Annotated in this window: 20 protein-coding genes; 9 read left to right on the forward strand and 11 right to left on the reverse strand. The window is 40.2% G+C overall.

The window, feature by feature from the left end; translation table 11 throughout:
- Window positions 1–157 precede the first annotated feature (157 nt).
- Complete coding sequence (locus tag ACS72_RS05750; protein ID WP_048881529.1) at window positions 158–1,609, reverse strand: hypothetical protein; 1,452 nt, start codon at window positions 1,607–1,609, stop codon at window positions 158–160.
- Window positions 1,610–1,859: 250 nt separating this feature from the next.
- On the opposite strand from ACS72_RS05750, the gene ACS72_RS05755 reads away from it, so the two are divergent.
- Window positions 1,860–2,933, forward strand: coding sequence for a hypothetical protein (locus tag ACS72_RS05755; RefSeq protein ID WP_048881530.1), 1,074 nt, complete (start codon window positions 1,860–1,862; stop codon window positions 2,931–2,933).
- A 121-nt stretch (window positions 2,934–3,054) separates the two neighbouring features.
- Here ACS72_RS05755 and proB read toward each other — a convergent pair whose 3' ends face one another.
- Together proB and cgtA are read right to left on the reverse strand one after the other, a co-directional pair.
- Complete coding sequence (gene proB, locus ACS72_RS05760; RefSeq protein ID WP_048881531.1) at window positions 3,055–4,188, reverse strand: glutamate 5-kinase; 1,134 nt, start codon at window positions 4,186–4,188, stop codon at window positions 3,055–3,057.
- A gap of 27 nt (window positions 4,189–4,215) precedes the next feature.
- Window positions 4,216–5,421 (reverse strand): Obg family GTPase CgtA, encoded by a 1,206-nt coding sequence (cgtA, locus tag ACS72_RS05765; protein WP_004894010.1) that lies wholly within the window; start codon window positions 5,419–5,421, stop codon window positions 4,216–4,218.
- 273 nt (window positions 5,422–5,694) lie between these two features.
- Here cgtA and ACS72_RS05770 point away from each other — a divergent pair, with 273 nt between their 5' ends.
- Window positions 5,695–6,897 (forward strand): MFS transporter, encoded by a 1,203-nt coding sequence (locus ACS72_RS05770; RefSeq protein WP_048881532.1) that lies wholly within the window; start codon window positions 5,695–5,697, stop codon window positions 6,895–6,897.
- A 504-nt stretch (window positions 6,898–7,401) separates the two neighbouring features.
- On the opposite strand, the gene ACS72_RS05775 is transcribed toward ACS72_RS05770, so the two are convergent.
- The 6 genes from ACS72_RS05775 to uvrB form a co-directional block, all read right to left on the reverse strand.
- Window positions 7,402–7,776 carry a helix-turn-helix domain-containing protein gene (locus ACS72_RS05775; RefSeq protein WP_048881533.1) on the reverse strand — a complete coding sequence of 125 codons (375 nt, stop codon included), beginning with the start codon at window positions 7,774–7,776 and terminating at the stop codon, window positions 7,402–7,404.
- Between the two features lie 186 nt (window positions 7,777–7,962).
- Window positions 7,963–9,420: a glyceraldehyde-3-phosphate dehydrogenase gene (locus ACS72_RS05780; protein ID WP_048881534.1), complete on the reverse strand. Its 1,458-nt coding sequence runs from the start codon at window positions 9,418–9,420 to the stop codon at window positions 7,963–7,965.
- 240 nt (window positions 9,421–9,660) lie between these two features.
- The gene (locus tag ACS72_RS05785; RefSeq protein WP_048881535.1) at window positions 9,661–11,427 is read right to left on the reverse strand and encodes a hypothetical protein; all 1,767 of its coding nucleotides are present in this window, start codon (window positions 11,425–11,427) and stop codon (window positions 9,661–9,663) included.
- A 109-nt stretch (window positions 11,428–11,536) separates the two neighbouring features.
- Window positions 11,537–12,475 carry an EamA family transporter RarD gene (rarD, locus tag ACS72_RS05790; RefSeq protein ID WP_048881536.1) on the reverse strand — a complete coding sequence of 313 codons (939 nt, stop codon included), beginning with the start codon at window positions 12,473–12,475 and terminating at the stop codon, window positions 11,537–11,539.
- Window positions 12,476–12,632: 157 nt separating this feature from the next.
- Window positions 12,633–13,220: a lipocalin family protein gene (locus tag ACS72_RS05795; protein ID WP_048881537.1), complete on the reverse strand. Its 588-nt coding sequence runs from the start codon at window positions 13,218–13,220 to the stop codon at window positions 12,633–12,635.
- Window positions 13,221–13,372: 152 nt separating this feature from the next.
- Window positions 13,373–15,394 carry an excinuclease ABC subunit UvrB gene (uvrB, locus tag ACS72_RS05800; RefSeq protein WP_008304885.1) on the reverse strand — a complete coding sequence of 674 codons (2,022 nt, stop codon included), beginning with the start codon at window positions 15,392–15,394 and terminating at the stop codon, window positions 13,373–13,375.
- 384 nt (window positions 15,395–15,778) lie between these two features.
- Between uvrB and ACS72_RS05805 the strand changes: the two genes are divergently transcribed.
- The gene (locus ACS72_RS05805) at window positions 15,779–16,567 is read left to right on the forward strand and encodes a hypothetical protein (RefSeq protein ID WP_048881538.1); all 789 of its coding nucleotides are present in this window, start codon (window positions 15,779–15,781) and stop codon (window positions 16,565–16,567) included.
- A gap of 186 nt (window positions 16,568–16,753) precedes the next feature.
- Window positions 16,754–18,205 (forward strand): sensor domain-containing diguanylate cyclase, encoded by a 1,452-nt coding sequence (locus ACS72_RS05810; RefSeq protein ID WP_048881539.1) that lies wholly within the window; start codon window positions 16,754–16,756, stop codon window positions 18,203–18,205.
- Window positions 18,206–18,272: 67 nt separating this feature from the next.
- Here ACS72_RS05810 and ACS72_RS05815 read toward each other — a convergent pair whose 3' ends face one another.
- Entirely contained in the window at window positions 18,273–18,452 is a 180-nt protein-coding gene (locus ACS72_RS05815; RefSeq protein WP_004810533.1) for a hypothetical protein, read from the reverse strand.
- 250 nt (window positions 18,453–18,702) lie between these two features.
- On the opposite strand from ACS72_RS05815, the gene ACS72_RS05820 reads away from it, so the two are divergent.
- The 4 genes from ACS72_RS05820 to ACS72_RS17330 all read left to right on the forward strand — a co-directional run bounded on the left by ACS72_RS05820 (window position 18,703) and on the right by ACS72_RS17330 (window position 22,272).
- Complete coding sequence (locus ACS72_RS05820; RefSeq protein ID WP_004893975.1) at window positions 18,703–19,773, forward strand: OmpW family protein; 1,071 nt, start codon at window positions 18,703–18,705, stop codon at window positions 19,771–19,773.
- A gap of 224 nt (window positions 19,774–19,997) precedes the next feature.
- A complete protein-coding gene (locus tag ACS72_RS05825; protein WP_048881540.1) occupies window positions 19,998–21,212 on the forward strand; it encodes an MFS transporter in 1,215 nt (404 codons plus the stop codon).
- Window positions 21,205–21,339 carry a hypothetical protein gene (locus ACS72_RS18870; RefSeq protein ID WP_004810539.1) on the forward strand — a complete coding sequence of 45 codons (135 nt, stop codon included), beginning with the start codon at window positions 21,205–21,207 and terminating at the stop codon, window positions 21,337–21,339. Before ACS72_RS05825 ends, ACS72_RS18870 begins: the two co-directional genes overlap by 8 nt.
- Before the next feature lie 603 nt (window positions 21,340–21,942).
- Window positions 21,943–22,272 carry a four-helix bundle copper-binding protein gene (locus tag ACS72_RS17330; RefSeq protein ID WP_081405832.1) on the forward strand — a complete coding sequence of 110 codons (330 nt, stop codon included), beginning with the start codon at window positions 21,943–21,945 and terminating at the stop codon, window positions 22,270–22,272.
- Between the two features lie 130 nt (window positions 22,273–22,402).
- On the opposite strand, the gene sthA is transcribed toward ACS72_RS17330, so the two are convergent.
- Window positions 22,403–23,818: a Si-specific NAD(P)(+) transhydrogenase gene (gene sthA, locus ACS72_RS05830; RefSeq protein ID WP_004810544.1), complete on the reverse strand. Its 1,416-nt coding sequence runs from the start codon at window positions 23,816–23,818 to the stop codon at window positions 22,403–22,405.
- A 217-nt stretch (window positions 23,819–24,035) separates the two neighbouring features.
- On the opposite strand from sthA, the gene lipA reads away from it, so the two are divergent.
- Window positions 24,036–25,049, forward strand: coding sequence for a lipoyl synthase (gene lipA, locus ACS72_RS05835; RefSeq protein ID WP_048881541.1), 1,014 nt, complete (start codon window positions 24,036–24,038; stop codon window positions 25,047–25,049).
- Window positions 25,050–25,096: the final 47 nt, after the last annotated feature.

The raw sequence follows: 25,096 nt of genomic DNA on the forward strand, positions 1-25,096 counted from the left end.
ACAATGACTTCACCCTAACTTACCTCAATAGCGTAAAAGAGCGAAGTCTTAGCAAAACTTTGAACTAATCTATGGATACCATTCATAAAAATTGTGTCTCACACAACATTCTTATACTTCATAAAAAATTAGTATATTCGAGATTAAAAACTATCGCTTAGTTGATCAATTTATTAAATTTCTTCTGAAGCACTGGATATCGGTTTCTTTCTATACCTGAATTGTAAGGAGAAGCTTTTTTATAGTCTTCAATCAAACAAATAATATCAGCATCCGACAATGCGATCATAAAACCCCTTTGATCTTGAGCTGTATCTCGACAACGTGATTCAAGTAAGTTTTGGTTATCGGATTCTCTATAAATCAACAGTCCAACCTTTCCTCGATTTGGAGAAAATCTACCTGATAATTGATCAATTTCAGGATTAGCAATTTTATTACTATAATTTTTACACTCAACAAAAATAAATGAGCATGGATAATGAAGTGTTAACCAATGAAAGAAACCTGATTTTGATTCATTATTAAATACAATATCTACTCTCTTCCGCCCTTCATGGAGCTTGTATTGCTTTTCTGGATAAGTCAAATTTGGATAAAATAATGCGGTTAAGATTTTTTCAATAGTTTTTTCATAAGCATCTGCATGTTCACTTCCTTTAGGAATAGCCTGTAGCTCACTAATCAAAATATCCCAATCTATTTCAGGTAAATTTTGCACTTCCGCAAGTTGTTCATTCGACAAAGGTGGTTTAGGTAAATTTTCTTTATCAGATTTATATTTTTCAAATATATGTTCACGACCTAAAGTTTGCTCAATTCCTGATTTTTTAGTTTGCCCATATTCTTTTATCAAATCTTTTTTATCTACTCTAGGAGCACCATTTTTTAAAAAATAAACTAAAGATGATTGTTTGCGGATATGCTCTACTCTTAACTCTTCAAGAATATAATGATAATAATATTCATTGAAGTCATATGAAATTTTTCTACGAACAATATTCTTAGGAATTAAAAGAAAGACATGACCCTCAGCCAATGGAAGCTCTACAAAATGCGACTCCCATTTTTTTGTCCGATCATTCCAAATTGGACCTGAATTGATATTTGGATATAGAGGGATACCATAATATCTACACATATCCTGAGTATATTCTATTAGTTTTGGACGGATAATATTACAGACAGCATCGGAGATCATATCGCGCCCAATTCCTTCAATAAGCAAACAGCTATCTTCTATATCTTTTAATAGTCCGGTAGTGGCTGCTTTACTATTACACAGTGCATCCCAAATCAATTCAGCTGATTTATTACCAAAACCTGAGCCTCTTGATCTACCGGAAGAATAACCTATATGAAATTCATTTCTTTCTTTTAGATTACTTAATAGTGCCTTAGCCTTATCATGCTCATTATTCTTAATATAGTACAATACTGTAGAGAAATACTGTTGTACCAAACTTGCACAAGCATGCCCCCATTGTGACTCTAAATCCCGTAATGCAGTTGGATCAATAAATACTTCTAAATCAGTTTCAGTATCGATATCTACGAAATCTATATATGCTTGCGTTAATCCTAAATTAAATTTTTCTGAAATTTTCATTTAATGCCTAAGTATATTTTTACGCGTATTGCCTTAAAATGTATAATATTTAAGCAAACACATGAAAGTATGAAACCAAAAATCTAGGTGTCTATCAAAATATTCAAATCCAGTATTGATATGCTTCAAGATGAATATCAAAACACTTTAAATGCTAATAGGTTTTATTGTTCACACTATATGTCAAAATATAAGAGCCTTACAAATTAATTTATTATTTGAATTTTACTTTAAAATTTAGGACTTACAAATGGATCTATTCACACCAATAGTTGACGAAGATAGACAACACGATATTTTTAAATTACTAATAAATCCTGCATTACATGCAGAGAGAAAAGTTATTACAGATTGGGCAACTGGATTTATTGATAGAGATAATAAGTTTGTTAAAGAATTTCAGACTACTTTTGAATCTTCATTTTTAGAACTTTATCTACATAAAATATTAAAAGAAGACAATGTCGACTTAAATTTTTCCCACCATGCACCTGACTTTGTCTGTCATAAAGATGGAGTAAATTTCTGTATCGAAGCAACAATTGCTAATCCAGAACAAGATGGTCTGCCAGCATACGGTTTTACTGAAAGTCATAAATCTTTCGATATTGATTTCGCTGAATTTAATAGAAAATCTATTATTAGGATTGCAAATTCCATTGTTACAAAATCAAAAAAATTTAAAAGTTCTTACAGCAATCTACCACACGTTATGGGTAAACCTTTTTTACTTGGATTAAACTCTTTTGACAGACCACATTCACACTTTACTGGACATCGTGGAATTATCGCCGTTCTTTACGGGATTTATCTAAATGAAGAAAAAGCTATAGCTAAAAATTTAAACTTTATCCCTAGAGAAAAAATGGACTTCATAGAAAAAGATAATGGGGCTGAAATTCCTTTAGGTTTCTTTACAACACCCGAGTATGAGGATATCAGCGCCATTATTTACAATCCATATGCAACATGGGGAAAAGTACGTGCGCTAGCTGAAGTATCCGATGCTAATAGATACTGTGTATTTAATGCTTTATATACTAGAGATGATCAAATGGAAGAAAGCTTAATTCCTGACATCCATATGGGAATTCTTAAAGAAGAATATGAAGAGTCAATATTCGATGGGCTTTATATATTTCATAATCCATATGCTAAATACCCTATGTCTGACTTATTCAATGACACTCTAATCTCTCATATGACTATAGATGATTCTGGTCACTTAGTTGAACGTGGCACCGGTAAGTTTTTATTATCCAGAAGTTTAATTTGTTATGATGCTCAAACATTACCTGCTCAATATAGAGAAGCTCTTAAGTGAGCTTCTTCTAATGTAAAAAAAGACCTACCATGCGGTAAGCCTTTTTTACTTAAGTAGTCAAATAAGTAGTTAAAAAAAATTATAACCAAATATTTTATATACAATTCAAACACTTAAATAATTAATAAATCGCCATATGATTGCGGTGAATCATTTCCAGTGAACGTGCTTCACCGAGTACCTGATGCACTTTGTCTGATGCTAGACCTTTGACGATCTCAGCTGAACGTGAACTAAAGTTCACACGTCCGACCGCAATACGGTGACCTTGTGTATCGACACATTCCACCACATCACCACGCTCGAAATGACCTTCAACTGCTTTAACGCCTACCGGTAACAGACTGCGGTGATTTTCTTTAATGGCCTTAACAGCACCATCATCAATCACCAGACGACCTGCCGTTTGCAAATGCGCTGCCAGCCATTGCTGATGTGCAGTAACACGATCATCATCAGTGATGAATAAAGTGCCCAACATTTCACCCGTCATAAGACGCGATAAAACGCAGTCACTGTCACCACTGGCAATCAGCGTTGGACAACCCGACTTCGCAGCCAGACGTGCAGCGCGGACTTTGGTCAGCATGCCGCCACGACCAAATTTGCCACCACCGCCAGCCATATCAAACAGACTCTCATCCATCGCACGTACGGTATGGAACAGTTTAGCGTCCGGATTAGAACGTGGGTCCGAATCAAACATGCCTTCCTGATCGGTCAGGATAATCAGCAGATCCGCATGCACCTGACCTGCTACCATGGCAGCCAAGGTATCATTATCACCAAAGCGGATTTCATCCGTCGAAACGGTGTCATTTTCATTAATCACCGGAATCACGCGCCATTCAATCAGGTGCTGCAAGGCATCACATGAATTGAGATAGCGGCGACGATCTGCCAGGTCATCATGGGTTAACAGTACCTGAGCAGTCTGGATCTGGTGTTTATCCAGCACGCTTGACCAGGTATGAATAAGCCCCATCTGACCAATGGCAGCGCAAGCCTGAAGACTGGGTAGATCGGTGGGTCGATTCTCTAGTTTCATTCGAACCATACCTTCAGCCACAGCACCTGATGACACCAGAATAATCTCGTGTCCTGCATTGTGTAGATCTGCGATTTGTCCCGCCCAGTGCGAGATGGCATCTAAATCTAAACCTTGCCCGTTTGCTGTGAGTAAAGATGATCCGATTTTAACAACGATTCGTTTACAACCCTTGAGCTGACGTTGCCCATCTACCACTTCTATCATCTTGTCCTCAGACTTATCTTTAAAAGATTAACGTACGTAATATACTTCTACGTCGCTGTCGTCATCATCTTCATCATCAAAGTCATCGCCACCCAGACGTTGAGCGCGACGCATTTCACGATAAGCTTCTTTCGCAGCAATCGTTTGTTCACGTGTTTCAGCTTCCAGCTGATCACGGAATGCTTTCATTTCTGCTGCATATTCTGGATCTTCAACTTCACGTTCGCGTTGCTGTTCGATTTGATCCATCAGGTAGTACACAACGTCTTTCGTCCCTTCTGCCGTTAAGCCAGAAGTTTTAAAGACAGGGCCTTCCCACTGTAATTCTTCAAGAATGTGGTTACACCATTCGTCACGTGTTTCTTCTGCTAACTGGTCAACCTTGTTCAGAACCAATACCACAGGCAATTTAGAGAGCGTTGGCGAGAATTTCTCAAGCTCTGCGATAATTGCTTTGGCATTGTAAGCAGGATCTGAACCATCAATCGGTTGTACATCGACAATGTGTAGCAAAATGCGTGTACGTGCCAAGTGTTTCAGGAAGCGAATACCCAGACCCGCACCTTCAGCAGCACCTTCGATCAGACCTGGAATATCAGCCATCACAAATGAACGGTAACGATCTGCATCTACAACGCCCAGATTTGGCATCATTGTGGTAAATGGATAATCTGCCACTTTCGGTTTTGCAGCGGATACTGCACGGATAAAGGTTGATTTACCTGCATTAGGCATACCCAGTAAACCAACGTCTGCAAGCACTTTTAGCTCCAGACGGATTTCACGGAATTCACCTTTAACACCATGGGTACACTTACGTGGAGAACGGTTAGTCGACGATTTGAAGTGGGTATTACCCAAGCCGCCATCACCACCTTGAGCAACCAATACCTTTTGACCGTCTTCGATCAGGTCACCAATAATGTCGCCAGATTCACTATCTACAATAGTTGTTCCTACAGGAACTTTTAAAATAACTGATTCGCCACCACGACCAGCACAGTTTGCGCCAGCACCGTTTTTACCACGTTCAGCGCGAAATCTACGGGTATAACGATAATCTACAAGGGTACTCGTGTCGTCGTCAGCCTGAACATAAATGCTGCCGCCACGACCACCATCACCACCATCTGGACCACCAAATGGTACGAACTTTTCACGGCGAAAACTGGCTACGCCATTGCCACCGTCGCCAGCCTCTACGGTAATGACTGCTTCATCAACAAAGCGCATATTGCCAATCCTCTAAAAACTTTAAAACCGCCTATTCTGCCATATTTTAAAGCATTTCTCGACTACATTTATGCACTATTCCATGAAGATCGCTCATTTCAAGGGTAATTTCATTCAGCTTGTCTCAAAATACAAAACAGTCTGAAAAATATTCAGACCTATAAAAATTCAAAATATAGTCTTTAAAGCTTAATTGATCGTTTTTTATTATTTCTGATTTGGCATCGAGCTGCCTATAGTGCTCAACGTCGAAAAAGAGCCCATGGTATAGCTATGACCACAGAAAAGAATTCTGTCAGCCCATTGTCATCACAATTTGTATTACTTATGGCAATGGCATGTGGTCTCTGTGCCGGATCAGCTTATTTTAATCAGCCCTTAATCTATTCAATCGAGGAAAGTTTAGGAATTACAACCAGTCAGGCTGGCTTAACGGTAGTGATCGCCCAGATGGGATACGTACTGGGCTTAATGCTGTTAGTACCATTGGGAGATTTTCTGAATAAACGCAAGCTAGTGGTCAGTCTGATGGTCTTTGCAGCCATTTCACAGATTCTGCTTTCATTCAGCACGACTTTATCAACGCTTTATGTGTTTACCTTATGTGCGACGTTTGGAGCAATCTCGGCGCAGGTTTTAATTCCTTTTGCTTCTACGATTAGTCCACCTGAATCCAGTGCTACTATTGTCGGTAAACTGATAAGTGGCTTGGTGATGGGTATCATCCTATCGCGGACTTTTGCTGGCTTTGTTTCGACCTATTGGTCTTGGGAAGGTGTTTACTTCTCTAGTGGAATCATTACCTTGCTTTTTGCCACTCTCATGTGGAAAAAACTACCAGATACTCAACCCCAGGCGGGTTTGACCATTGGCAGTATTTATCGCTCTTTATTTGTCATCGCTAAGCAGAACCCGCATCTGATTCGTCGTGCCTGCGCAGGTGCTTTAGGCTTCGGTATTCTATCTATGGTCTTTACTTCCATGACCTTCGTACTAGGTAGCGCACCTTACCATTTCACTGATTTTGAAATTGGCCTGTTCGGCTTATTAGGGATCATCGGAATTTATTCATCAAGCTGGTTAGGCAAAACCGTAGGACAAGGCAGAGAAAATCTGGTCGCCAAGCTATGTATTGCTTTAATGCTCAGCTCTGCACTGCCCTTATATTTTGCCCAGCAGAATATTGTGATCTATGCGATTGGCGTATTGATGGCTTATTTTGGCCTGGCCGCATTCCATGTATTAAATCAGAATCTGGTTTATCGGATTGACCTGAAATCACGTTCCAGAATTAATGCAGTATATATGACCATTTATTTTAGTGGTGCAGCTTTAGGCTCACTCGGTGCGGTTTATGCCTGGGAGCACTTTGAATGGGTTGGTTGTGTAGTAATTAGCCTTGTTTTCTCGATTGGGATTTTGCTGATTGATCGATGGGATTTTAGGAAGATGTTTGAGACAAAAATTTCATCTTAATTGACCTTTCCTTAACCCTCTGCTTTAAGGAGAGGGAAATTTATTAATTTTTTTAATTCCTTTTTACCGCTTTCGTCACTTATCAGCTCTTTTAAAACCAAACACTCTTTTTTAGAAAAATACAATCATCGTCAAATAGATGAAGTTGTCTTTTTTAAATGGTCATAATTATCATCGCCAACTAAGACCATATTTTTCAATATATTATATTTAGTCTTGACTTTAATTAATTGCCATCAATATATTTATATTGTTGAAATATAAGCTCTGTACTTTTTTGTTTTTCCCAACTTGTATAAATCATCAACACCGCTATAGGTGCAAACATTGTCGCCGACCAAATCAAAAGATTTTTTTTGCAGTAGACTTATCTTCTACAAACCTTTGTATCAGCGCATAAGGAGCAATACTGATCGCACATAAAATCTAATAGATCGCCATTTAAAGTAGCAACCAAATTTTCTGACTTTTTCATTTATTGCTTCCCCAAAAGCAATTTAGCTTCTATTTTGCAACACGTTCTTTATTTTCCAAAATCTCCGGCAGGCTACGCTCTAACCAACCAATCAGATAATTTATTTTTTCTGCAGCCTGTGAACCAGTAATGGTCAACTGATATTCCACTTTTGGTGGTACGACAGGATAGACCGTTCTTAAAATGAACCCGTCCCGCTCCAGCATTTTTAAAGTCTGGGCCAGCATCTTTTCACTAACACCTTCAATGCGCTGTTTCAACTCGCTAAAGCGATGAACGCCATCATTTAAACAACGTAACACCAGAATCGACCATTTATTGGCTAAGTGTTCCAGTATTTCACGTGAAGGACATTCTGTTGATAAAACCTGACCTAGCAATTTACTGGTTTCATAAGCTGACATAATATTTCTCTTAATTTATAAACTTACTTTTTAGCATGTACTTTCATTTAGAAAGTTATCAGATCAAGAATTCATCAGCAAGGTTATTTTCAAATTAATATTCCATTTAAATCCAAAACTTAAACCTAAAAAACGTGCAATAAAAAAAAAGCCTCAAATGAGGCCCTTTTTTCAGCTCAATACTAATTATGCATTAGTTTCAGCAGGAACTTTTGGATAGCTTACGCCGCCCATTTGTTCAGCAATACGCAATACTTGGCAGCTATAACCCACTTCATTATCGTACCAAACATAAGCAGTTAAGCGGTTGCCTGAAGTGATAGTCGCTTGCGCGTCGAATACACCTGCAGTACGTGAACCGATAAAGTCAGAAGATACAACTTCAGTCGAGTTGGTATAACCAATTTGACCTTGAAGGTTAGAATTGATAGAGATTTGGCGAATGTATTCATTCACTTCGTCACGATCAACTTCTTGACCCAAAGTCAGGTTAAGAATCGCAAGAGATACGTTTGGTGTAGGTACACGTACAGAGTTACCTGTCAGTTTACCTTGAAGTACTGGAAGCGCTTTTGCAACGGCCTTAGCAGCACCAGTTTCAGTAATTACCATGTTCAGTGTAGCAGCACGGCCACGACGATCAGCTTTGTGGTAATTGTCGATCAGGTTCTGGTCGTTAGTGAACGAGTGAACTGTTTCAACATGACCATTGATCACTGTGTACTTGTCGTTTAACACTTTCAGTGTTGGAGTGATCGCGTTCGTTGTACAGCTTGCTGCAGAGATGATTTTGTCTTCATCAAGGATGTCGGCTTGGTTTACGCCATATACAACGTTCTTCATGTCACCTTTACCAGGTGCAGTCAGAATGACACGCGCAGCGCCCGGGCATTTCAGGTGTTGAGCAAGACCTTCCGCATCACGCCATTTACCCGTGTTGTCGATTACTAGTGCATTTTCGATACCGTATGCAGTGTAATCCACTTCAGATGGATTAGATGCATAGATCACTTTGATGAACTGACCGTTTGCAATAATTGCTTCGTTTTCTTCATCTACAGAGATCGTACCAGCGAATGGACCATGGATGGAGTCACGACGTAATAATGACGCACGTTTTTCCAGGTCACCGTCAGATGATTTACGAACCACGATTGCTTTCAGGTTCAAGCCACGGCCTAGACCTGACTGGCTGATCATCAAACGTGCAAGAATACGGCCGATACGACCAAAACCGTAAAGTACAACATCCTTACCTTCAACTGAAGTTGCATTGCCTTCAAGAGATTTCACAGCGTCAGCAACGAATGCGTTAACATCACCACCTTTTGCTTTGAATTCAACAGCAAGTTTGCCTAGATCAATTTCAGCAGTACCGATGTTTTCAATTTTCGCCAATGCTTCAAGGATTGGGAAAGTGTCTACAACAGAAAGCTCAACGTCCAATACGCGAGTACGACGATGCGCTTTAAGGATCTGGATTACAGAACGGTTAATTAAAGAGCGACCGTAAACTGTAGCTACGATATTTTTTTCACGATATAACTGACCTACTAGGGCAATCATACGCTCCGCGAGTTCTTCACGGTTTTTCCAGCGACCTTGGTGCTCTGCATGGAGGGCAACGATAGTGTCTTTGCTCACAGATACGTCCTCTAATTAATTGTAAATCTAAGCATAAATTTCAAAACCCCATAATTGTAATGGAATTGGCAGCAAGTTTGAATCAAAAGCTGCCAAAGTCCTGAGGAAAACGGCCTATATTCACTATAAATTTTAAAAATAGTTGTAATTAGTTAGATGATTTTGCATTTAAAAATCGAAAAATAACATTTTTCAAGCTCTAAACCAGATTTTTGTTAAATGTTGTTTATTCACACAAATCTAAATCTCGAAGTTAACTGCATTTTCATGATCCAGTTGCAGCCTGCTGCCTGCTGAAAAATTCATATCCAGACTCATAGAAGCATTAAAGTTTTCCACATCAAAATCATCATAAGTTTCTGGCAAATGAATCAGTACAGGTAAACGGGTGAGACCATTATCCCCACAAGGAAAGGCATAGTGACGTTCAACTTTCTGGAAACTTTGCAAACTTTCAAATTCCAGAAATACACTGCTGTTTTCATGGGTTCTTGGCACCTGAATAATTTCCAGGAACATGCTACGTTTTAACTGCTGCAATTTATTCAGTGCTATTTCTATTGCCTCATCTGAATTATCTTTACGCCAAAGCTTTTTCAGCATGGATTTTTTTTCATATTCGGCTTTCTGACGGTTCAGCGTATTGATATATTTTTTCAGATCCCGATATTGCTGCACATTATCGGCAATCGTGGTTTGAATATCTTTAATCGGCTGCTCGGAACGCTGATGCATTACCTGCCATTCATTCCGGTTCATCGGAATAAAGGTTTCACCCTTACGCTTTTCCAGCAAACGGATAAATGCCAATAACTTATATTCGAAATTCTGGATATAGGAATTAAACATAAATCCTGGCTGAGCTTTGAAGTCCCGGTAATAGGCTAAAATTTCAGTAAAGATTTTATGTACATGCAAATAGAGATAAGCAAACTCTTCAATATGCGATAAATGATCACGAATCGCATCCCGCATTGGCAGCAGCAATTCCCGCGTCAGAATTTCCTCCAACTGCTTCAAATAGCGTTGCGCCACAACATCGGCATTCTTTTCAACCACCTGAACCGGTTCGACCAGCAGAGGTAATAACTTTAGTTCAGAGACCTGCTCCAGATTATGTACAATGTCCCTGACGTCCAGATGGATCTGGCTCTGCAAGGTTACCATTCGCTGCAGCTGGGATTTCAGTGTCTCTACTACCTCTTCATTCATATCCTCTTTCAGATCCAGAACCAGAATATTCAGATAAACTTGATCTTCTAATGCACCTTTTTCTTCTATGAGGAAGCGACGAATAGAATACGGGTTTTGTTGTACATCCATCACAGGCGCAACGATAAATAAAAACTGTGAAGTGCGGACAATATCAAAATGACGGATTTGCTGTTCTTTAATCAGAAAATAACGGAATAGCGGATGTTGCATTTCCGCAGTCTGTTTTTTTAATAAAGGTTTATACCAGTAGCCCAACAACTGTTGCTTGATAAACACTTCAATAATGAAGCATTTAACCTGCTGTTCAGTGAGCTTACGTACGCCTTCGACCGGCTGTAATTGAAGACCACGAATAATTTCAGCAGCATTCAACAAGAAAGTACGACGTAGTTCCAGCTTTTCACGCTGCATCTGGAAGTTTTCATTGACTTCAATTTTATCAATCTGCTCGAGTACGTTTTCCAGGTAGTCTGCAACTTGCAAGCTGTCATTTAACCCGAGCAGGCTTTTCAAAGAGAGACCGAACGTGCTGGCATAATAACGCATCCGGTCATTCAGAAATTTTTGGCTTAAAGCTTCTACCGAATGATAAGCCTGATAACGGTATTGATTGGTTTCCTGATCCCAGAGAATTCTTTTTGGCTTTAAAATCTGAAAATCGATACTTTCCTTGAGCTCAGGCGAGATATCTGCCAGAACGGCTTTAAGCTCCCGCTCCCATTCTAAATCGAGGCTCGGTTCCAGTTGGGATAAACGTGCACGTAACTGATATGGAATCGCAATCTGTGACATGTTTATCCCCTTTAAATATAACGAACATTCTTTTAAACAAAATGGTACATGAATTAGATAACATTTACGTCAAAATTATCTGACGAATATCACACTTATGCAAATAGCATTATTCATTATTTTTTTTGAATTTTTCCAACGTTTCAGCTTTTTTTTCAAGTTCATCTTTTTTCAACTGCTGCTGTTTTAAATGCAATATTCCTTCCACAATCAGCACCATCACTGCCAACCAAATCGGGATATAGGTCAGCCATTCTCCAGATTCCACCCGTTCTCCGAGTGCCATCGAGGCAAAAGCCAGTAACACTGGCTCCAGATAGCTCAGCAGACCAAAAATCACAAAAGGCAGATAACGGCTTGCCAGAATATAACTACCTAAGCCTAAAGCACTTAAGAAACCCAAACCCAACACTGCCAAGATGAGATGAGGGAAATTGACCATTAGCTTGAGAGAATCGCTATGTACAAAGCCCAGATAGAAAGCCACTGGCAGAATCAGACACAAGTCCCACCAGAATCCACCCAAGTGATCCGTACCAAAGCGACGGCGCAGGAAGAAATACAGTGGATAAGCCAAAGCCACATAGACCGTTTCCCAGGCAATAAAACCAATCCGCCAGATTTCATGTCCCACGCCCAGTACCGCACAAACCACCGCCGCCATCTGCCAGGCAGACAATTTTTCTTTATAGAGCACACAGCCAACCAGAACCATCACCAAAGGCAACAGGAAATAACCCAGCGACACTTGCAGGCCGCGACCATTAATCGGCCCCCATAAGAATAACCAGAGTTGGGTTGTACAAAGTAAAGAGCTAATAATTAACCAGATCAGAAACGTCGGCTGCTGTAGAATTCGCTTAAAAATACTGCTGATATGATTGAGATCACCTGACCACCACATAAACGCCGTCAGAAACGGGAGGGTCGCCAACATACGCCATGCAAAGGTTTGCTCACTGTCTAGTGGCTGCAGAAAAGGCGTGAAAATATAAAGCACACCAAAAACCAGTGACGCCAGCACTGACAGCGCGATCCCTTTATACATTCACTACCCCAAAATCTCTTTGCGCGCATTATATCGGGATGTCTTCAAGAATACTTGTCTCTATTCTTTGATCGAATGATAAATTTTCAAGGTGTAGCTTCTGATTGTATAAATATAAAAAAACCATGCCGAAGCATGGTTTGAGGATAAACTGAGTTTAGCGCGCAGTTTGTTTGGTGTGAATCACATCACTCAGGTCATAACCGACTGACTGTGCGTATTGTAAATATTCATTCACTACATTTTTATCCAACTGCGGATCACGTGAGAGTATCCACATATATTTACGTTTAGGCTCACCGACCAGAACAGTTTGATAGTTTTCATCCAGTTTCAAGACCCAATAATCGCCACGTCCGACAGGAATCCAGCGAATGAAGTCTGGCAAGAAACTGACTTTTAATTTGGTATTTTGGGGTGGATTTTGCACAAATGCCTCACCCCCTGACTGGGTTTGTTCACCATCTTTTTTAATACAGCGGTTATCAACCACGATATTGCCATTTTCATTCAAAGTATACGTTGCTGTGACATCACGGTCACACTTATTCTGAAAATATAAAGGCTTACGCGCCACTTCGTACCATTTACCCAAATAACGGTCCAGTTCAACTTTTTCCACAGTCGGTAATGACTCTTTTTGCGCATATGCCATGGTCGTAGCGCCCAAACCCAGAAGAACAGCACTACCAATCGCAATTTTGGCAATTTTTAGACTTGCCTGAGAAAAATTCTTAGTTGTCATAAAGTATCCTTTCATTCACACAGATGAGTGAACCATATGTTTTTGTAAAATTTTATCTGTAACAACAATAACGTCATCGTGTGAATAATTGTGTATCGATATGTAAGATTTATGATTAGTTTTGCACAACTAATCATAGGCAGATCAATTGCTTAACTCAGCATCTGAGCCTTCAAGCGTAGAATTTCATCACGCAAACGCGCTGCCTGTTCAAACTGCAGTTCTTTAGAAGCTTTCAGCATCTCTTTTTCAAGTTTAGTCATATGCTTTGCAAACAGTTTTGGATCTGCCAGCAGATGCCGCTCATCCGCACTTAAAGCTTTAGCCTGATCTGAGATACGTTCATCAATTTGATCATCATCGAGCACCTCTCCAGTATCGATTTCCTTGATCACCTGACGTACGGCACTGCGTGGGACAATACCATGCTCTTCATTAAACTGAATTTGTTTGGTACGACGACGATCCGTTTCATCAATTGCTTTTTGCATGGAGTCCGTAATCCGGTCCGCATAAAGAATTGCTTTACCTTTCAAGTTACGTGCAGCACGACCAATGGTCTGAATCAGCGAACGTTCGGAACGCAGGAAACCTTCTTTATCTGCATCCAGAATCGCTACCAAGGACACTTCTGGCATATCCAGACCTTCACGTAACAGGTTAATCCCGACCAGCACATCGTAAATACCGGTACGCAATTCATGAATAATTTTTACCCGCTCTACAGTGTCGATATCTGAGTGCAAGTAGGCTACCTTTACGCCATATTCTTTCAAATATGAAGTCAGGTCTTCTGCCATACGCTTGGTTAATGTCGTCACCAGTACACGTTCATTCAGATCTTTGCGGATATTGATTTCGGACAATACATCATCGACCTGGGTCAGCACTGGACGGATTTCAATTTCAGGATCGACCAATCCTGTTGGACGCACCACCTGCTCTACAATTTGTTCTGACTTTTCCAGTTCATATCGTGCTGGCGTTGCACTGACATAGACCGTGGTTGGAACAATACGTTCCCATTCCTCAAATTTCATTGGACGGTTATCCAGTGCACTCGGCAAACGGAAACCATAGTTCACCAGATTTTCTTTACGTGAACGGTCGCCCTTATACATCGCACCAATCTGTGGAACGGTTACATGTGATTCATCAATAATCAGCAAGGCATCATCAGGTACATAATCAAACAGTGTTGGCGGTGCTTCACCTGAAGGACGGCCAGATAAATGACGTGAATAGTTTTCGATGCCATTGGTATAGCCCAGTTGCTGCATCATTTCCAGATCATAACGGGTACGCTGTTCGATACGCTGTGCTTCTAATAATTTGTCATTTTCACGGAAAAACACCAGACGCTCTTTTAACTCTTCCCGGATGGTTTCAATGGCACGGGTCAGATTATCCTTTGGTGTAACATAATGACTTTTTGGATAAATTGTCACACGCGGTACTTTGCGGATCATTTTGCCAGTCAATGGATCAAACCAGCGGATCGAATCTACCTCATCATCAAACAGTTCGATACGGATCGCATTCTGATCCGATTCGGCAGGGAAAATATCAATAATTTCACCGCGAATACGATAGGTACCACGCAGGAACTCCAGTTCATTGCGGGTATATTGCATCTCGACCAGACGGCGAATAATGTCATCCCGACCAATACGATCCCCTTCCACCACATGCAGCAACATGCTCATGTAGGCATTCGGATCACCCAAACCGTAGATTGCAGAAACTGAAGCAACAATAATGGCATCACGGCGTTCTAATAAAGCACGTGTTGCGGACAACCGCATCTGGTCAATATGATCATTAATTGCTGAATCTTTCTCGATAAAAGTATCGGAAGATGGCACATAGGCTTCAGGCTGATAATAATCATAGTAACTAACGAAATATTCCACCGCATTATTCGGGAAGAATGCCTTAAATTCGCCATAGAGCTGTGCTGCCAAGGTTTTGTTATGTGCCATGACAATGGTCGGGCGTTGCGTCCGCGCAATTACATTGGCCATAGTGTAGGTCTTACCGGACCCTGTCACGCCTAGCAATAACTGATTCTTATAGCCCCGTTCAATTCCCTGAACCAGTTTTTCAATGGCTTGTGGCTGATCGCCAGCAGGTTGATAGCTGGTCACTAAATCGAAAGGGGTTTTATCAGACATAATTTGCGGCAATTCACTGGCAATATTTTGTTGTTCTAATTATGGGGTTAAATCTGAATTACTCAATGCCTAAACAGGTGTCTATTTGGTAAAAATTGAAGTCTATAAGTAACTTAATAGAATGATTACAAAACAGTTCCATCTCATCTTGTCCGCTTTGAATATTTTATTAAATTTCAAAAATATTTATTTAAAAATTAGCTAATAATATTTAAGAACTCAAACAAGTGGCACTTTAAACATCTCTATGAAGATAGCTAAAATTCAGTTACATAAAGTTCTAATTTCTCTTGAGACTTTTGCTTTCTTATAGATACAATTTGCCTTGACCCCTAGCAATTTCAAAGGCAACATGAAACCAATAAGGATATCGAATCAAAAGCCATGACTTACCAATACCATGATGAAAGCATCGTCAAATCCTTGCCAGAAAATACTGTATTCGTATTTGGCAGCAATATGGCAGGGCTGCATGCAGGCGGTGCCGCAAGAACAGCGCTTGAGCACTTTGGTGCTGTAGAAGGGGTTGGTCGTGGCTGGTCTGGTCAAAGCTATGCTATTCCTACAATGAATGAGCATTTGCAACAAATGCCGTTGTCACAGATTCAGCATTATATCGATGACTTTAAAATTTATACCAAGAATCATCCGAAAAATAAGTATTTCCTGACCTCGGTCGGCTGCGGCATTGCAGGTTATAAAGTAGAAGAAATTGCGCCTATGTTTAAGGGGATTTCACATAATGTGATTTTCCCGCAATCTTTTCGCCCGTTTGTAGAAAAACCGCTTCCGAAATTGAATGAAAAATTCCTTAAAACCATTTTCCGTGACTCTATCATTTTTGCTGACCCCACCGATGAACTGATCGAAGTGCTTGCAGTGACCGATAGTGAAAAAAGCCTGGCTAAAATTTTACTGAATACCCAAATGTATCCAACAGATAGTAATGGCCGTGATCGTGTTTTTGAGATTCAGGACATTCTGCATAATTTGAATGGTAAGGTTTTCGATTTCCAGAACAATTCTGAAGGTCCAATGGTCTTTGGTGGTGTGATTCTGGCACTGCTCGAACTATATAATATTAATGAACAGGATTTTTCAGATGTCTGGCATGGTAAGCGTGAAATCGCGCCACCAAAACCTGAAAATAAAGCACGTAGAAACCCTCTTTAATTTCAGAATTATTGTCAATCAAAGCCAATTCCTGAATTGGCTTTTTTATTGTGAAATATAAAAGGTGATCTAATAAAAATAGCATTCAATTTCAAGATAAATATTTAATTATCACATTATTCTAAAATCATTTTTTTGGTCTTATACTTGCCTCATTAAATTAAATAATAAAATTGAGCTGCTTGAATGAACATGCTGGATTCTCCAATTTTTGAACTATCTCCTATTGCCATGTGGCTTGAAGATTTTAGTGAGGTAAAAAAACAATTTGATCTCTGGCGTGCTCAAGGGGTGCAGGATTTACTCACTTTTTTGCAAGAAGACGAATCACGTATTTTAGAATGTGCGAAAAAAATTAAACTGCTTAAGGTCAATCCTAAAACACTAGAACTTTATCAGGCAGATGACTTTAACCATCTAAGTCAAAATTTGGATCTCGTGTTCAAAGAGGATATGAGCAAATCCCACATCCACGAACTCGTCGCTTTATGGAATGGAGACACCCAATTTTCCCATTCAGCAGTAAACTATACCTTGACTGGTCAACGTCTGGATATTCAGCTGAAAGGAATTGTCCTGCCACAACATGAGCATGATCTCTCCCTACTCTTGATTACTACTGAAGACATCACTGCTTATACACAAGCTCGTCGTTTAGAAGAACAAAATCGCCATCTGGCTGAAGCTCGTTTTATTTATTCACCGGCTTCATTATGGATCGAGGATTTTAGCCATATTAAAATTAAACTAGATCATTTACGTGATTTAGGAATTGAAGATTTTCAGACTTTTCTGGATGTACATCATGATTTTATTTATGAATGCATTAGAGAGATTAGAATCATTGATGTCAATCAGGCCACTCTCGATCTGTTCGGCGCCTCAACCAAAGATGCTCTATTAAAGAATGTACATAAAGTCTTTGCGAAAGAAATGGTACAGACCTTTAAAGAACAAATTATTGAGCTTTGGAATGGTAATCTGCATCATCAGCGTGAAGCCGTAAACTATGCACTGGATGGCAGTATCCGTCATGTCCTGCTTCAATTTACCGTATTCCCTGATTACCTCCATGACTGGAGTATTGTTCAGATCGCCCTGACAGATATTACCGCACGTAAAAAAGCTGAACATTATCTGGAATATTTAGGCAGACATGATGTCTTAACCCAACTATGTAACCGTTCATTTTACATGCAGGAACTAAACCGTCTGGAGCGTAATTTACTACGCCCAGTATCCTGTATTTTTATGGATCTCAATGGACTCAAAGAATTAAATGACTACCTTGGACACGATGCTGGAGACAACCAGTTACGTCGCGTAGGTAACATCCTGAATCAACTTATTCAACATACGCCCTATTCTGCCTCTCGAATTGGTGGAGATGAATTTGTAGTCCTTTTACCTGGTGCGGATCAAACTGCTTTGCAAAATTGTCTCAATAGTTTGCATGAACTTTTAGTGGTTGATAACCAGTTTTACTCACATCAGCCAATCAGCCTGTCAATTGGACATGCCACTAGCTATGCAGATGAACGTCTTGAAGACATGCTAAAACGTGCCGATCAAGATATGTATCATCAGAAAAGAAGCCATTACCAAAATAATGACCGCAGAATGCCAGCTTCTCAGTAAGTTGAATGATTTAAATATCAATAAATAAAAAAGCCATGGTCAAACCATGGCTTTTTTATTAGAAAACTTATCGTTTTCCCATTGAACGACGGGTGCCACGTGGTGGCATCCAGGTTCGATCAGCATAACGTTGTGGCTTGGGACGAAGATCCTCTAAGATCTCATCTGTTGCACCTTGATCAGCTTGCTTCAATGGAAACGGCAAATTAACTAAAGGCTTTTTCTTGGGAGTATTTGGGGAGCTCATCAGCTTGACTCAATAATAACTCAGTCTATTGTACAAAAAAAAAGAGCGAGATGTAAAAACAAGTCTTTTTATTGTGTTATCAAACGATGTTTCATTTAATGTTGCTACCATTTTTTGATTAAAAAAACAACGTCTCAAGTATTCCATTTATCTTAATTTAAGCAATTTTAGAGTAGAGTAAATACTCTATAATTATCTAAATTGAACTTATAACAATCCGTCATTTAAACTTCATGGAGTGAACTTTAAGATGAAAAAATCAACTTTTATATGTATGGCTACCGGACTTATTGGAATTACTTCCACCACTCAGGCGGCCGACTATTCAAAATATTTCAGTATGGAAGCCGAGGGCTTTAAACGTTTTTCAGTCTCAGTGGGGGCTTTACATGTCATGCCGCAAGGCAAAGCACAGCCGTTTAAAGTAAGTACAGCTGCTTATGAAGGTATTCAATCTGATGTTGGAGAAATCTCGTCCCAGGCAGTTATTGATAACCGTGCAGAAAACTCATCAGGTTTGGCTAATTGGCTAATTGATTTAATTAATGGTGTGAATCCAAATAGTACATTGCCCGCGTTCATGAGTGGTACGGCAAATATTTATGGTTTAGAAAACTGGAATAATCCGGGAACTGGGTTAGAGGCAGATGATGTCACTACATTAGGCATCATGACCAATTATTTCTTTACTGATAATATTTCTTTTGAAATGAAAGCTGGGATTCCACCTAAAGTAGACTTACAAGGAAAGGGAAAAATATATGCTCCATTTAGTGCAATTGCTTCGCCAATCGTCGGTTCTATTGAGTTAGACAATGATATTTTTATTACAGATTTAGAGGCACATGGTCCTGCAGCTTCTGCCCGAGCATGGACACCAGCTTTTGAATTCCAGTATCACTTTGGTAAAACTGGCGTAAACAAGTTCCGTCCTTATATTGGCGTAGGCCTCATGTATGCTTATTTTAATGAACTTGAAATTAATCCACAGACAGAAAGAGACCTGATTGCTGCGGGTCATATGATTGCTAATATTTTGGATAATAAAGCTGGAGCATCATTAGATGGATCACCAAATGAAAACGCTAATCCAAAAGTTAAAGTTGAAGCAACAGATGCTTTTGCTCCAGTCGTCACTGCAGGTTTTACTTATGACTTCAATGATAAATGGTTTGCGGTAGGTTCAATCTCTTATGCTCACTTAAACAATGAAACTACGATCACAGTTACAGATAATAACTTCGGCAAACTAATTGAATCCAAGGCAGATATTGAGGTAAACCCAATCTTGGCCTATGCAGGTATTGGTATGCGATTCTAAGACAGTTCAACTTTAAAAGCAGAGCTAAGCTCTGCTTTTTTTAGTTCCGAATTCACCAAATTAGCAAACACTTTACGCAATATCTAGATTCTAATCTGGACCTGTCTATCCCTATAAATATCGAATCTATAAAAAAAATTTATCTTTTAAGTAATTATTATTCTATCGCGACAACAAGTCGAATCGACTAACATAGATTGCGATACTCATCGTACAGATTTCTTATGACCCACAGCCAATTTTCCAAGCCACTTATTTATATGCTTATTGGTTCAGCAGTGATTCTGGCATTGTCTTTAGGTGTCCGTCATGCATTTGGCCTATATCTGGTGCCGATGAGTGAGGAATTTGGCTGGGGACATAATGTATTTAGTTTGGCCATTGCCATGCAAAACCTGATTTGGGGTGCAGTTCAACCGATTACCGGGGCATTTGCCGATAAATATGGCAGCAAAATTGTCGTGGCGATCGGCGGTGCTTTATATGCCATTGGTCTACTCTTGATGGCATTCAGTTCGACCGGTTTGCTACTCAATATCAGTGTGGGCTTAATTCTGGGTCTAGCACTATCTGCAACTTCTTTTCCAGTGTTATTGTCTGCAGTCGGACGTGCAGCACCGCCAGAAAAGCGCAGTCTGGCCATGGGCATTGCCAGTGCAGCCGGATCTTTTGGTCAGTTTATCATGCTGCCTTCGACCCTACTGCTGTTACAGAATGTCGGATGGTCAGCTGCGCTGGTGGTCAGTGCCATTTTAATCGCACTGATTGTACCCCTCGCCTGGATGGTGAAAGCACCGATGTATGTTGCTGCTAATGCCATTCCTACACCCAATAAAGCATCACTCAGTTTTAAACAGATTCTAGTGGTGGTTAAAAACCATAAACCTTTCTGGTTTCTGGCACTGGGCTTCTTTGTCTGCGGGTTCCAGGTAGTCTTTATCGGAATTCATCTGCCCAGCTATTTGATTGATCACGGGTTTAATGCCACTACTGGAACGATTTTCCTGGCACTGGTCGGTTTGTTTAATGTGGTCGGCACCTATACCGCCGGCTGGCTCGGTGGGAAATACTCTAAACCACACTTATTGATGGGTTTATATGGCCTACGCGGCATTGCTATTATTGCATTTTTACTGCTGCCCCTAAGCACATGGACAGTGTATGCCTTTGGTGTCATCATGGGTTTATTATGGTTGTCTACCGTACCACTGACCAATGGTATTGTCGCCAATATGTTCGGGGTTAAGTATCTGACCATGCTGAGTGGTATTGTATTTTTCACTCATCAGGTGGGCTCATTCTTTGGTGGATGGCTCGGTGGTGTTAACCATGATATAGCAGGCAATTACAATGCGGTATGGATGCTATCAATTGTATTAAGTATATTTGGCGTACTGGTACATTTCTGGGTCAATGAGGAGCAAATTGTGCATGACTGATTCTCTGCTGAAACTCAAAATCTCGATTGCTGTGGCAATCCTGCTTTTACTCACATTGTCGATTGCACTATGGTTGCAAACCCCTGAACTGTTTGAATACTTTAATCAGGCTTTCTGCGCGCATTAAACTGCTGAAATAGCATCAGTAAATTTCACTATGTTTCAGCACAAAAACTAAAAGTAGTAAAACCCAACAATTACTATATTTCTTTATTATTTCAAAATTTTAGAATTCATAATAATTTTGCGCTGTCTGGGTTTAAGTTTTTTCATATGTTTTGATTATCAGAAATAAAGTTGAGGCCTCGTAATAACAAATTTATCCCAGTGATCACGAGCAAATTATTAGTTAGAATTGTATTCCGAGACAATCAGGTCATTCCATCTTCCCGGCACTCTTTCCAACTGGTCTTGCCCTTTCTTAAAATGCGATAGCCTGGCGGATTTCCGTCCATTTTAATAAAAAATGAGAATAACGAGAAAGGTAGCCTAAACCTTTGATAAGAATGACTCTGCATATAGATTGTTTAGCATTAAGACTGTGACCGCACCAAACATCTTTTATTTTCAAGCAAAAAGTTAACTCTGAATATTAGGTTTGATCTAATCGATCTTTAACAAAACAAAGCAGCTGTTTACTTTTTTTCACCCAATCTGCCTAGTGTATTTTTCTTTTTCTGCTTAGCGTATTAGAAAATCAGGATTCAGCATATGAATAGAGGAAAAGACCATGAATGAGCTTCAATTTTCAGATTGTGTTCGGGCCTGTATGAGCTGTTCACTCGCATGTGCCAACTGTGCTAGCGCCTGTCTCAAAGAAGAAGATCTGGAGATGATGCGGGAATGCATCCAGCGCTGTCTGGATTGTGCAGATATTTGCCAGCTTTGCGCCCGTATGGAACAGAAACAGTCTCCTTTCATGCATGAGATGTGTGAACTCTGCGCAAAAGCGTGTGACTACTGTGCAGAAGAATGTGGTCATCATCAAGACGATCATTGCCAGCAGTGTGCCGAAGCGTGCCGTCGTTGTGCTGAAGAATGCCGAAAAATGGCGGCTTAAAAAATTAATTTGATAATCCTGTTCTTCATTTCAAATGGCATAGGTTAATAGTTGAATGCTCAAACCATTCCAATAAAAAAACCCGCAAGCAAGTACTTACGGGTTTTTGATCTAACTTGAATTAATCAAATTAGAATAAACGGTTCATACCATTCAGTGTCGCTACACGATATGCTTCCGCCATGGTTGGGTAGTTAAACGTGGTTTCCACAAAATATTTGATAGTATTGTTCGGACTGTTCATCACCGCTTGACCAATGTGGATAATTTCAGAAGCATTGTTACCAAAACAATGAACGCCTAAAACTTCCAGCGTTTCACGATGGAACAGAATTTTCAATTCACCTACCGTATCACCGGTAATCTGGGCACGTGCCAGATGACGGAATGAAGCTTGGCCAACCTCATACGGAATTTTTTCTTCAGTCAACTGCTGTTCAGTTTTACCAATTGAAGAAATTTCTGGAATGGTATAAATACCTGTCGGAATATCTGTCACTGGTGCAACATCTTTCTCTCCACTCATGTTTGCACCTGCACAACGACCTTGGTCATAGGCAGCAGAAGCAAGAGATGGCCAGCCAATCACATCACCCGCTGCGTAGATATTTTCGACTTCGGTTTGATATTGATCATTTACAGTCAATTGACCACGGCTGTTCGGTTTCAGGCCAACGTTTTCCAGACCTAAACCATCAGTATTCCCTGAACGACCATTACACCAAAGGATGGCATCTGCCTTAATTTTCTTGCCACTCTGTGTATGTAGAACTACATAATCATCAGATGTTTCAAGGTAATCAATCTGCTCATTGTGACGGATTAACACGCCCTGCTCACGCAAGTGATAAGACAATGCATCAGAGATTTCATCATCCAGGTAGCTCAGCAGTTTCGGTTGCGTATTGATCAGGTCAACTTTATGGCCCAGACCAATAAAGATCGATGCGTATTCACAGCCAATCACACCTGCACCGTAAATAATGATTTTTTGGATTGAATAATCCAGATCCAGAATTTTGTCTGAATCAAATACACGTGGGTGATTAAAGTCTAAAATTTCCGGACGATAAGGACGAGAACCTGTCGCAATCACTAATTGTTTAAACTGAATCGTTTCCTTGATGCCATCTGGAGTAAATACAAAAATAGTATTTTCATCCTGAACATAGGCACGGCCATGGAAGATATCAATTTTATTACGGTCGTAAAAACGTGAATGTGTTTCAACCTGCTGTTGAATCACTTTATGCGCATTACGAAGTACCTGCTTCATGGTGAACTGTTTCCATTCACCGACTTTCTGGAACATTGGATCACGTTGATAACGGATGATGCTTGATACCGTTTGACGCAATGCTTTACTTGGAATCGTACCAACATGCGTACAGTTACCACCAAGTTGTTCACGCATATCAACGATTGCAACGCGCTTACCCGATTTGGCAAGTTTCATTGCCGCGCCTTCGCCCGCAGGGCCTGAACCTAGAACTACCGCATCGTACTTAACGAAAGTCCCACTAACGACCTCTTTCTTACGTGGCATTCAACGCTCCTTTATAAATTAAATTCATCTGCAATATCTGTTTGCCATATTATGACGTAAATCATGTCATTTTGGTGTATTTAACTGACATATATTGTGTGATGAGAACATTTTTTAAATGAATAGTCCTTTTTGCCCCATTTGTAGCTAAGTCCGTTATAATAAAAGCGCTATCTTTGATTATCTCCTCCCTTCAAAAACAGTGGAAAAGTTAAATATGTCTGAAAACCGTAAACCTGAACAGGGTGTCAAACTTCGCGGCGCGGAAAAGGTCGCCCGTATTCCTGTAAAAGTTGTACCTACGGTTGAAACACCACGGAAGCCGGACTGGATTCGCGTCAAAATGGCTGCACCTGAAGAAGTACAACGGATTAAAACTACACTTCGTCAGCAAAAATTACATACCGTATGTGAAGAAGCCGCCTGTCCTAACCTGCCTGAATGTTTTGGCGGTGGTACAGCAACCTTTATGATTATGGGTGACATTTGTACCCGTCGCTGTCCGTTCTGTGATGTGGCACATGGCCGTCCAAATGCACTCGATCCAGACGAACCGCGTCATATGGCAGAAACGATTGCCAACCTGGGTCTGAAATATGCAGTCATCACTTCAGTAGACCGTGATGATTTACTGGATGGCGGTGCCCAGCATTTTGTCGATTGTATTAAAGAAGCACGTGAACTGAGTCCAAAAACTTTATTAGAAATCCTGGTTCCTGACTTCCGCGGTCGTATGGATATTGCGCTACGTATCATGACTGAATGTCCACCAGACGTGTTTAACCACAATATTGAAACTGTGCCACGTCTGTATAAAGCGATGCGTCCGGGTTCTGATTATCAGCACTCTTTAAACCTGCTGAAAATGTTTAAAGAATACTGCCCGGATATTCCAACCAAATGTGGTTTGATGGTCGGCATTGGTGAAACTGAAGAAGAGGTTATTGCACTGCTGGATGACCTGAAAGCACATGAAGTCGATTATGTGACGATTGGTCAGTACTTGCAGCCTTCTAAACAGCATGCGCCAATTGACCGCTTTGTAACACCAGAAGAATTCGAGCGCTACGCAGAACATGGCCGTAAGCTTGGCTTTAAGAATATCTGGTCGGCTCCAATGGTACGTTCAAGCTACTTTGCCGATCGTCAATACTACGGCGAACCGGTTCCAGCAGTACGTCGTAAAGTTGATCCGGCAAAAAAAATCACTGTTCAGACGATTGAAGCTTAAAAATCGCTTCAGCTCAAGCCCTCTTAAATAGAGGGCTTTTTTATAGT

The sequence above is a fragment of the Acinetobacter sp. VT 511 genome (genome assembly GCF_001077515.1).
In the GTDB taxonomy this organism is placed as follows: domain Bacteria; phylum Pseudomonadota; class Gammaproteobacteria; order Pseudomonadales; family Moraxellaceae; genus Acinetobacter; species Acinetobacter schindleri.

Excerpts from the sequence above, each read along its gene's own strand:
- ACS72_RS18870 (WP_004810539.1), top strand. The coding sequence starts at position 21,205 with ATGACTGATTCTCTGCTGAAACTCAAAATCTCGATTGCTGTGGCAATC.
- ACS72_RS17330 (WP_081405832.1), top strand. The coding sequence starts at position 21,943 with ATGAATGAGCTTCAATTTTCAGATTGTGTTCGGGCCTGTATGAGCTGT.
- proB (WP_048881531.1), bottom strand. The coding sequence starts at position 4,188 with ATGATAGAAGTGGTAGATGGGCAACGTCAGCTCAAGGGTTGTAAACGA.
- rarD (WP_048881536.1), bottom strand. The coding sequence starts at position 12,475 with ATGTATAAAGGGATCGCGCTGTCAGTGCTGGCGTCACTGGTTTTTGGT.
- ACS72_RS05820 (WP_004893975.1), top strand. The coding sequence starts at position 18,703 with ATGAAAAAATCAACTTTTATATGTATGGCTACCGGACTTATTGGAATT.
- sthA (WP_004810544.1), bottom strand. The coding sequence starts at position 23,818 with ATGCCACGTAAGAAAGAGGTCGTTAGTGGGACTTTCGTTAAGTACGAT.
- ACS72_RS05810 (WP_048881539.1), top strand. The coding sequence starts at position 16,754 with ATGAACATGCTGGATTCTCCAATTTTTGAACTATCTCCTATTGCCATG.
- ACS72_RS05775 (WP_048881533.1), bottom strand. The coding sequence starts at position 7,776 with ATGTCAGCTTATGAAACCAGTAAATTGCTAGGTCAGGTTTTATCAACA.
- uvrB (WP_008304885.1), bottom strand. The coding sequence starts at position 15,394 with ATGTCTGATAAAACCCCTTTCGATTTAGTGACCAGCTATCAACCTGCT.
- ACS72_RS05770 (WP_048881532.1), top strand. The coding sequence starts at position 5,695 with ATGACCACAGAAAAGAATTCTGTCAGCCCATTGTCATCACAATTTGTA.
- ACS72_RS05805 (WP_048881538.1), top strand. The coding sequence starts at position 15,779 with ATGACTTACCAATACCATGATGAAAGCATCGTCAAATCCTTGCCAGAA.
- cgtA (WP_004894010.1), bottom strand. The coding sequence starts at position 5,421 with ATGCGCTTTGTTGATGAAGCAGTCATTACCGTAGAGGCTGGCGACGGT.
- ACS72_RS05795 (WP_048881537.1), bottom strand. The coding sequence starts at position 13,220 with ATGACAACTAAGAATTTTTCTCAGGCAAGTCTAAAAATTGCCAAAATT.
- lipA (WP_048881541.1), top strand. The coding sequence starts at position 24,036 with ATGTCTGAAAACCGTAAACCTGAACAGGGTGTCAAACTTCGCGGCGCG.
- ACS72_RS05825 (WP_048881540.1), top strand. The coding sequence starts at position 19,998 with ATGACCCACAGCCAATTTTCCAAGCCACTTATTTATATGCTTATTGGT.
- ACS72_RS05755 (WP_048881530.1), top strand. The coding sequence starts at position 1,860 with ATGGATCTATTCACACCAATAGTTGACGAAGATAGACAACACGATATT.
- ACS72_RS05750 (WP_048881529.1), bottom strand. The coding sequence starts at position 1,609 with ATGAAAATTTCAGAAAAATTTAATTTAGGATTAACGCAAGCATATATA.
- ACS72_RS05785 (WP_048881535.1), bottom strand. The coding sequence starts at position 11,427 with ATGTCACAGATTGCGATTCCATATCAGTTACGTGCACGTTTATCCCAA.
- ACS72_RS05815 (WP_004810533.1), bottom strand. The coding sequence starts at position 18,452 with ATGAGCTCCCCAAATACTCCCAAGAAAAAGCCTTTAGTTAATTTGCCG.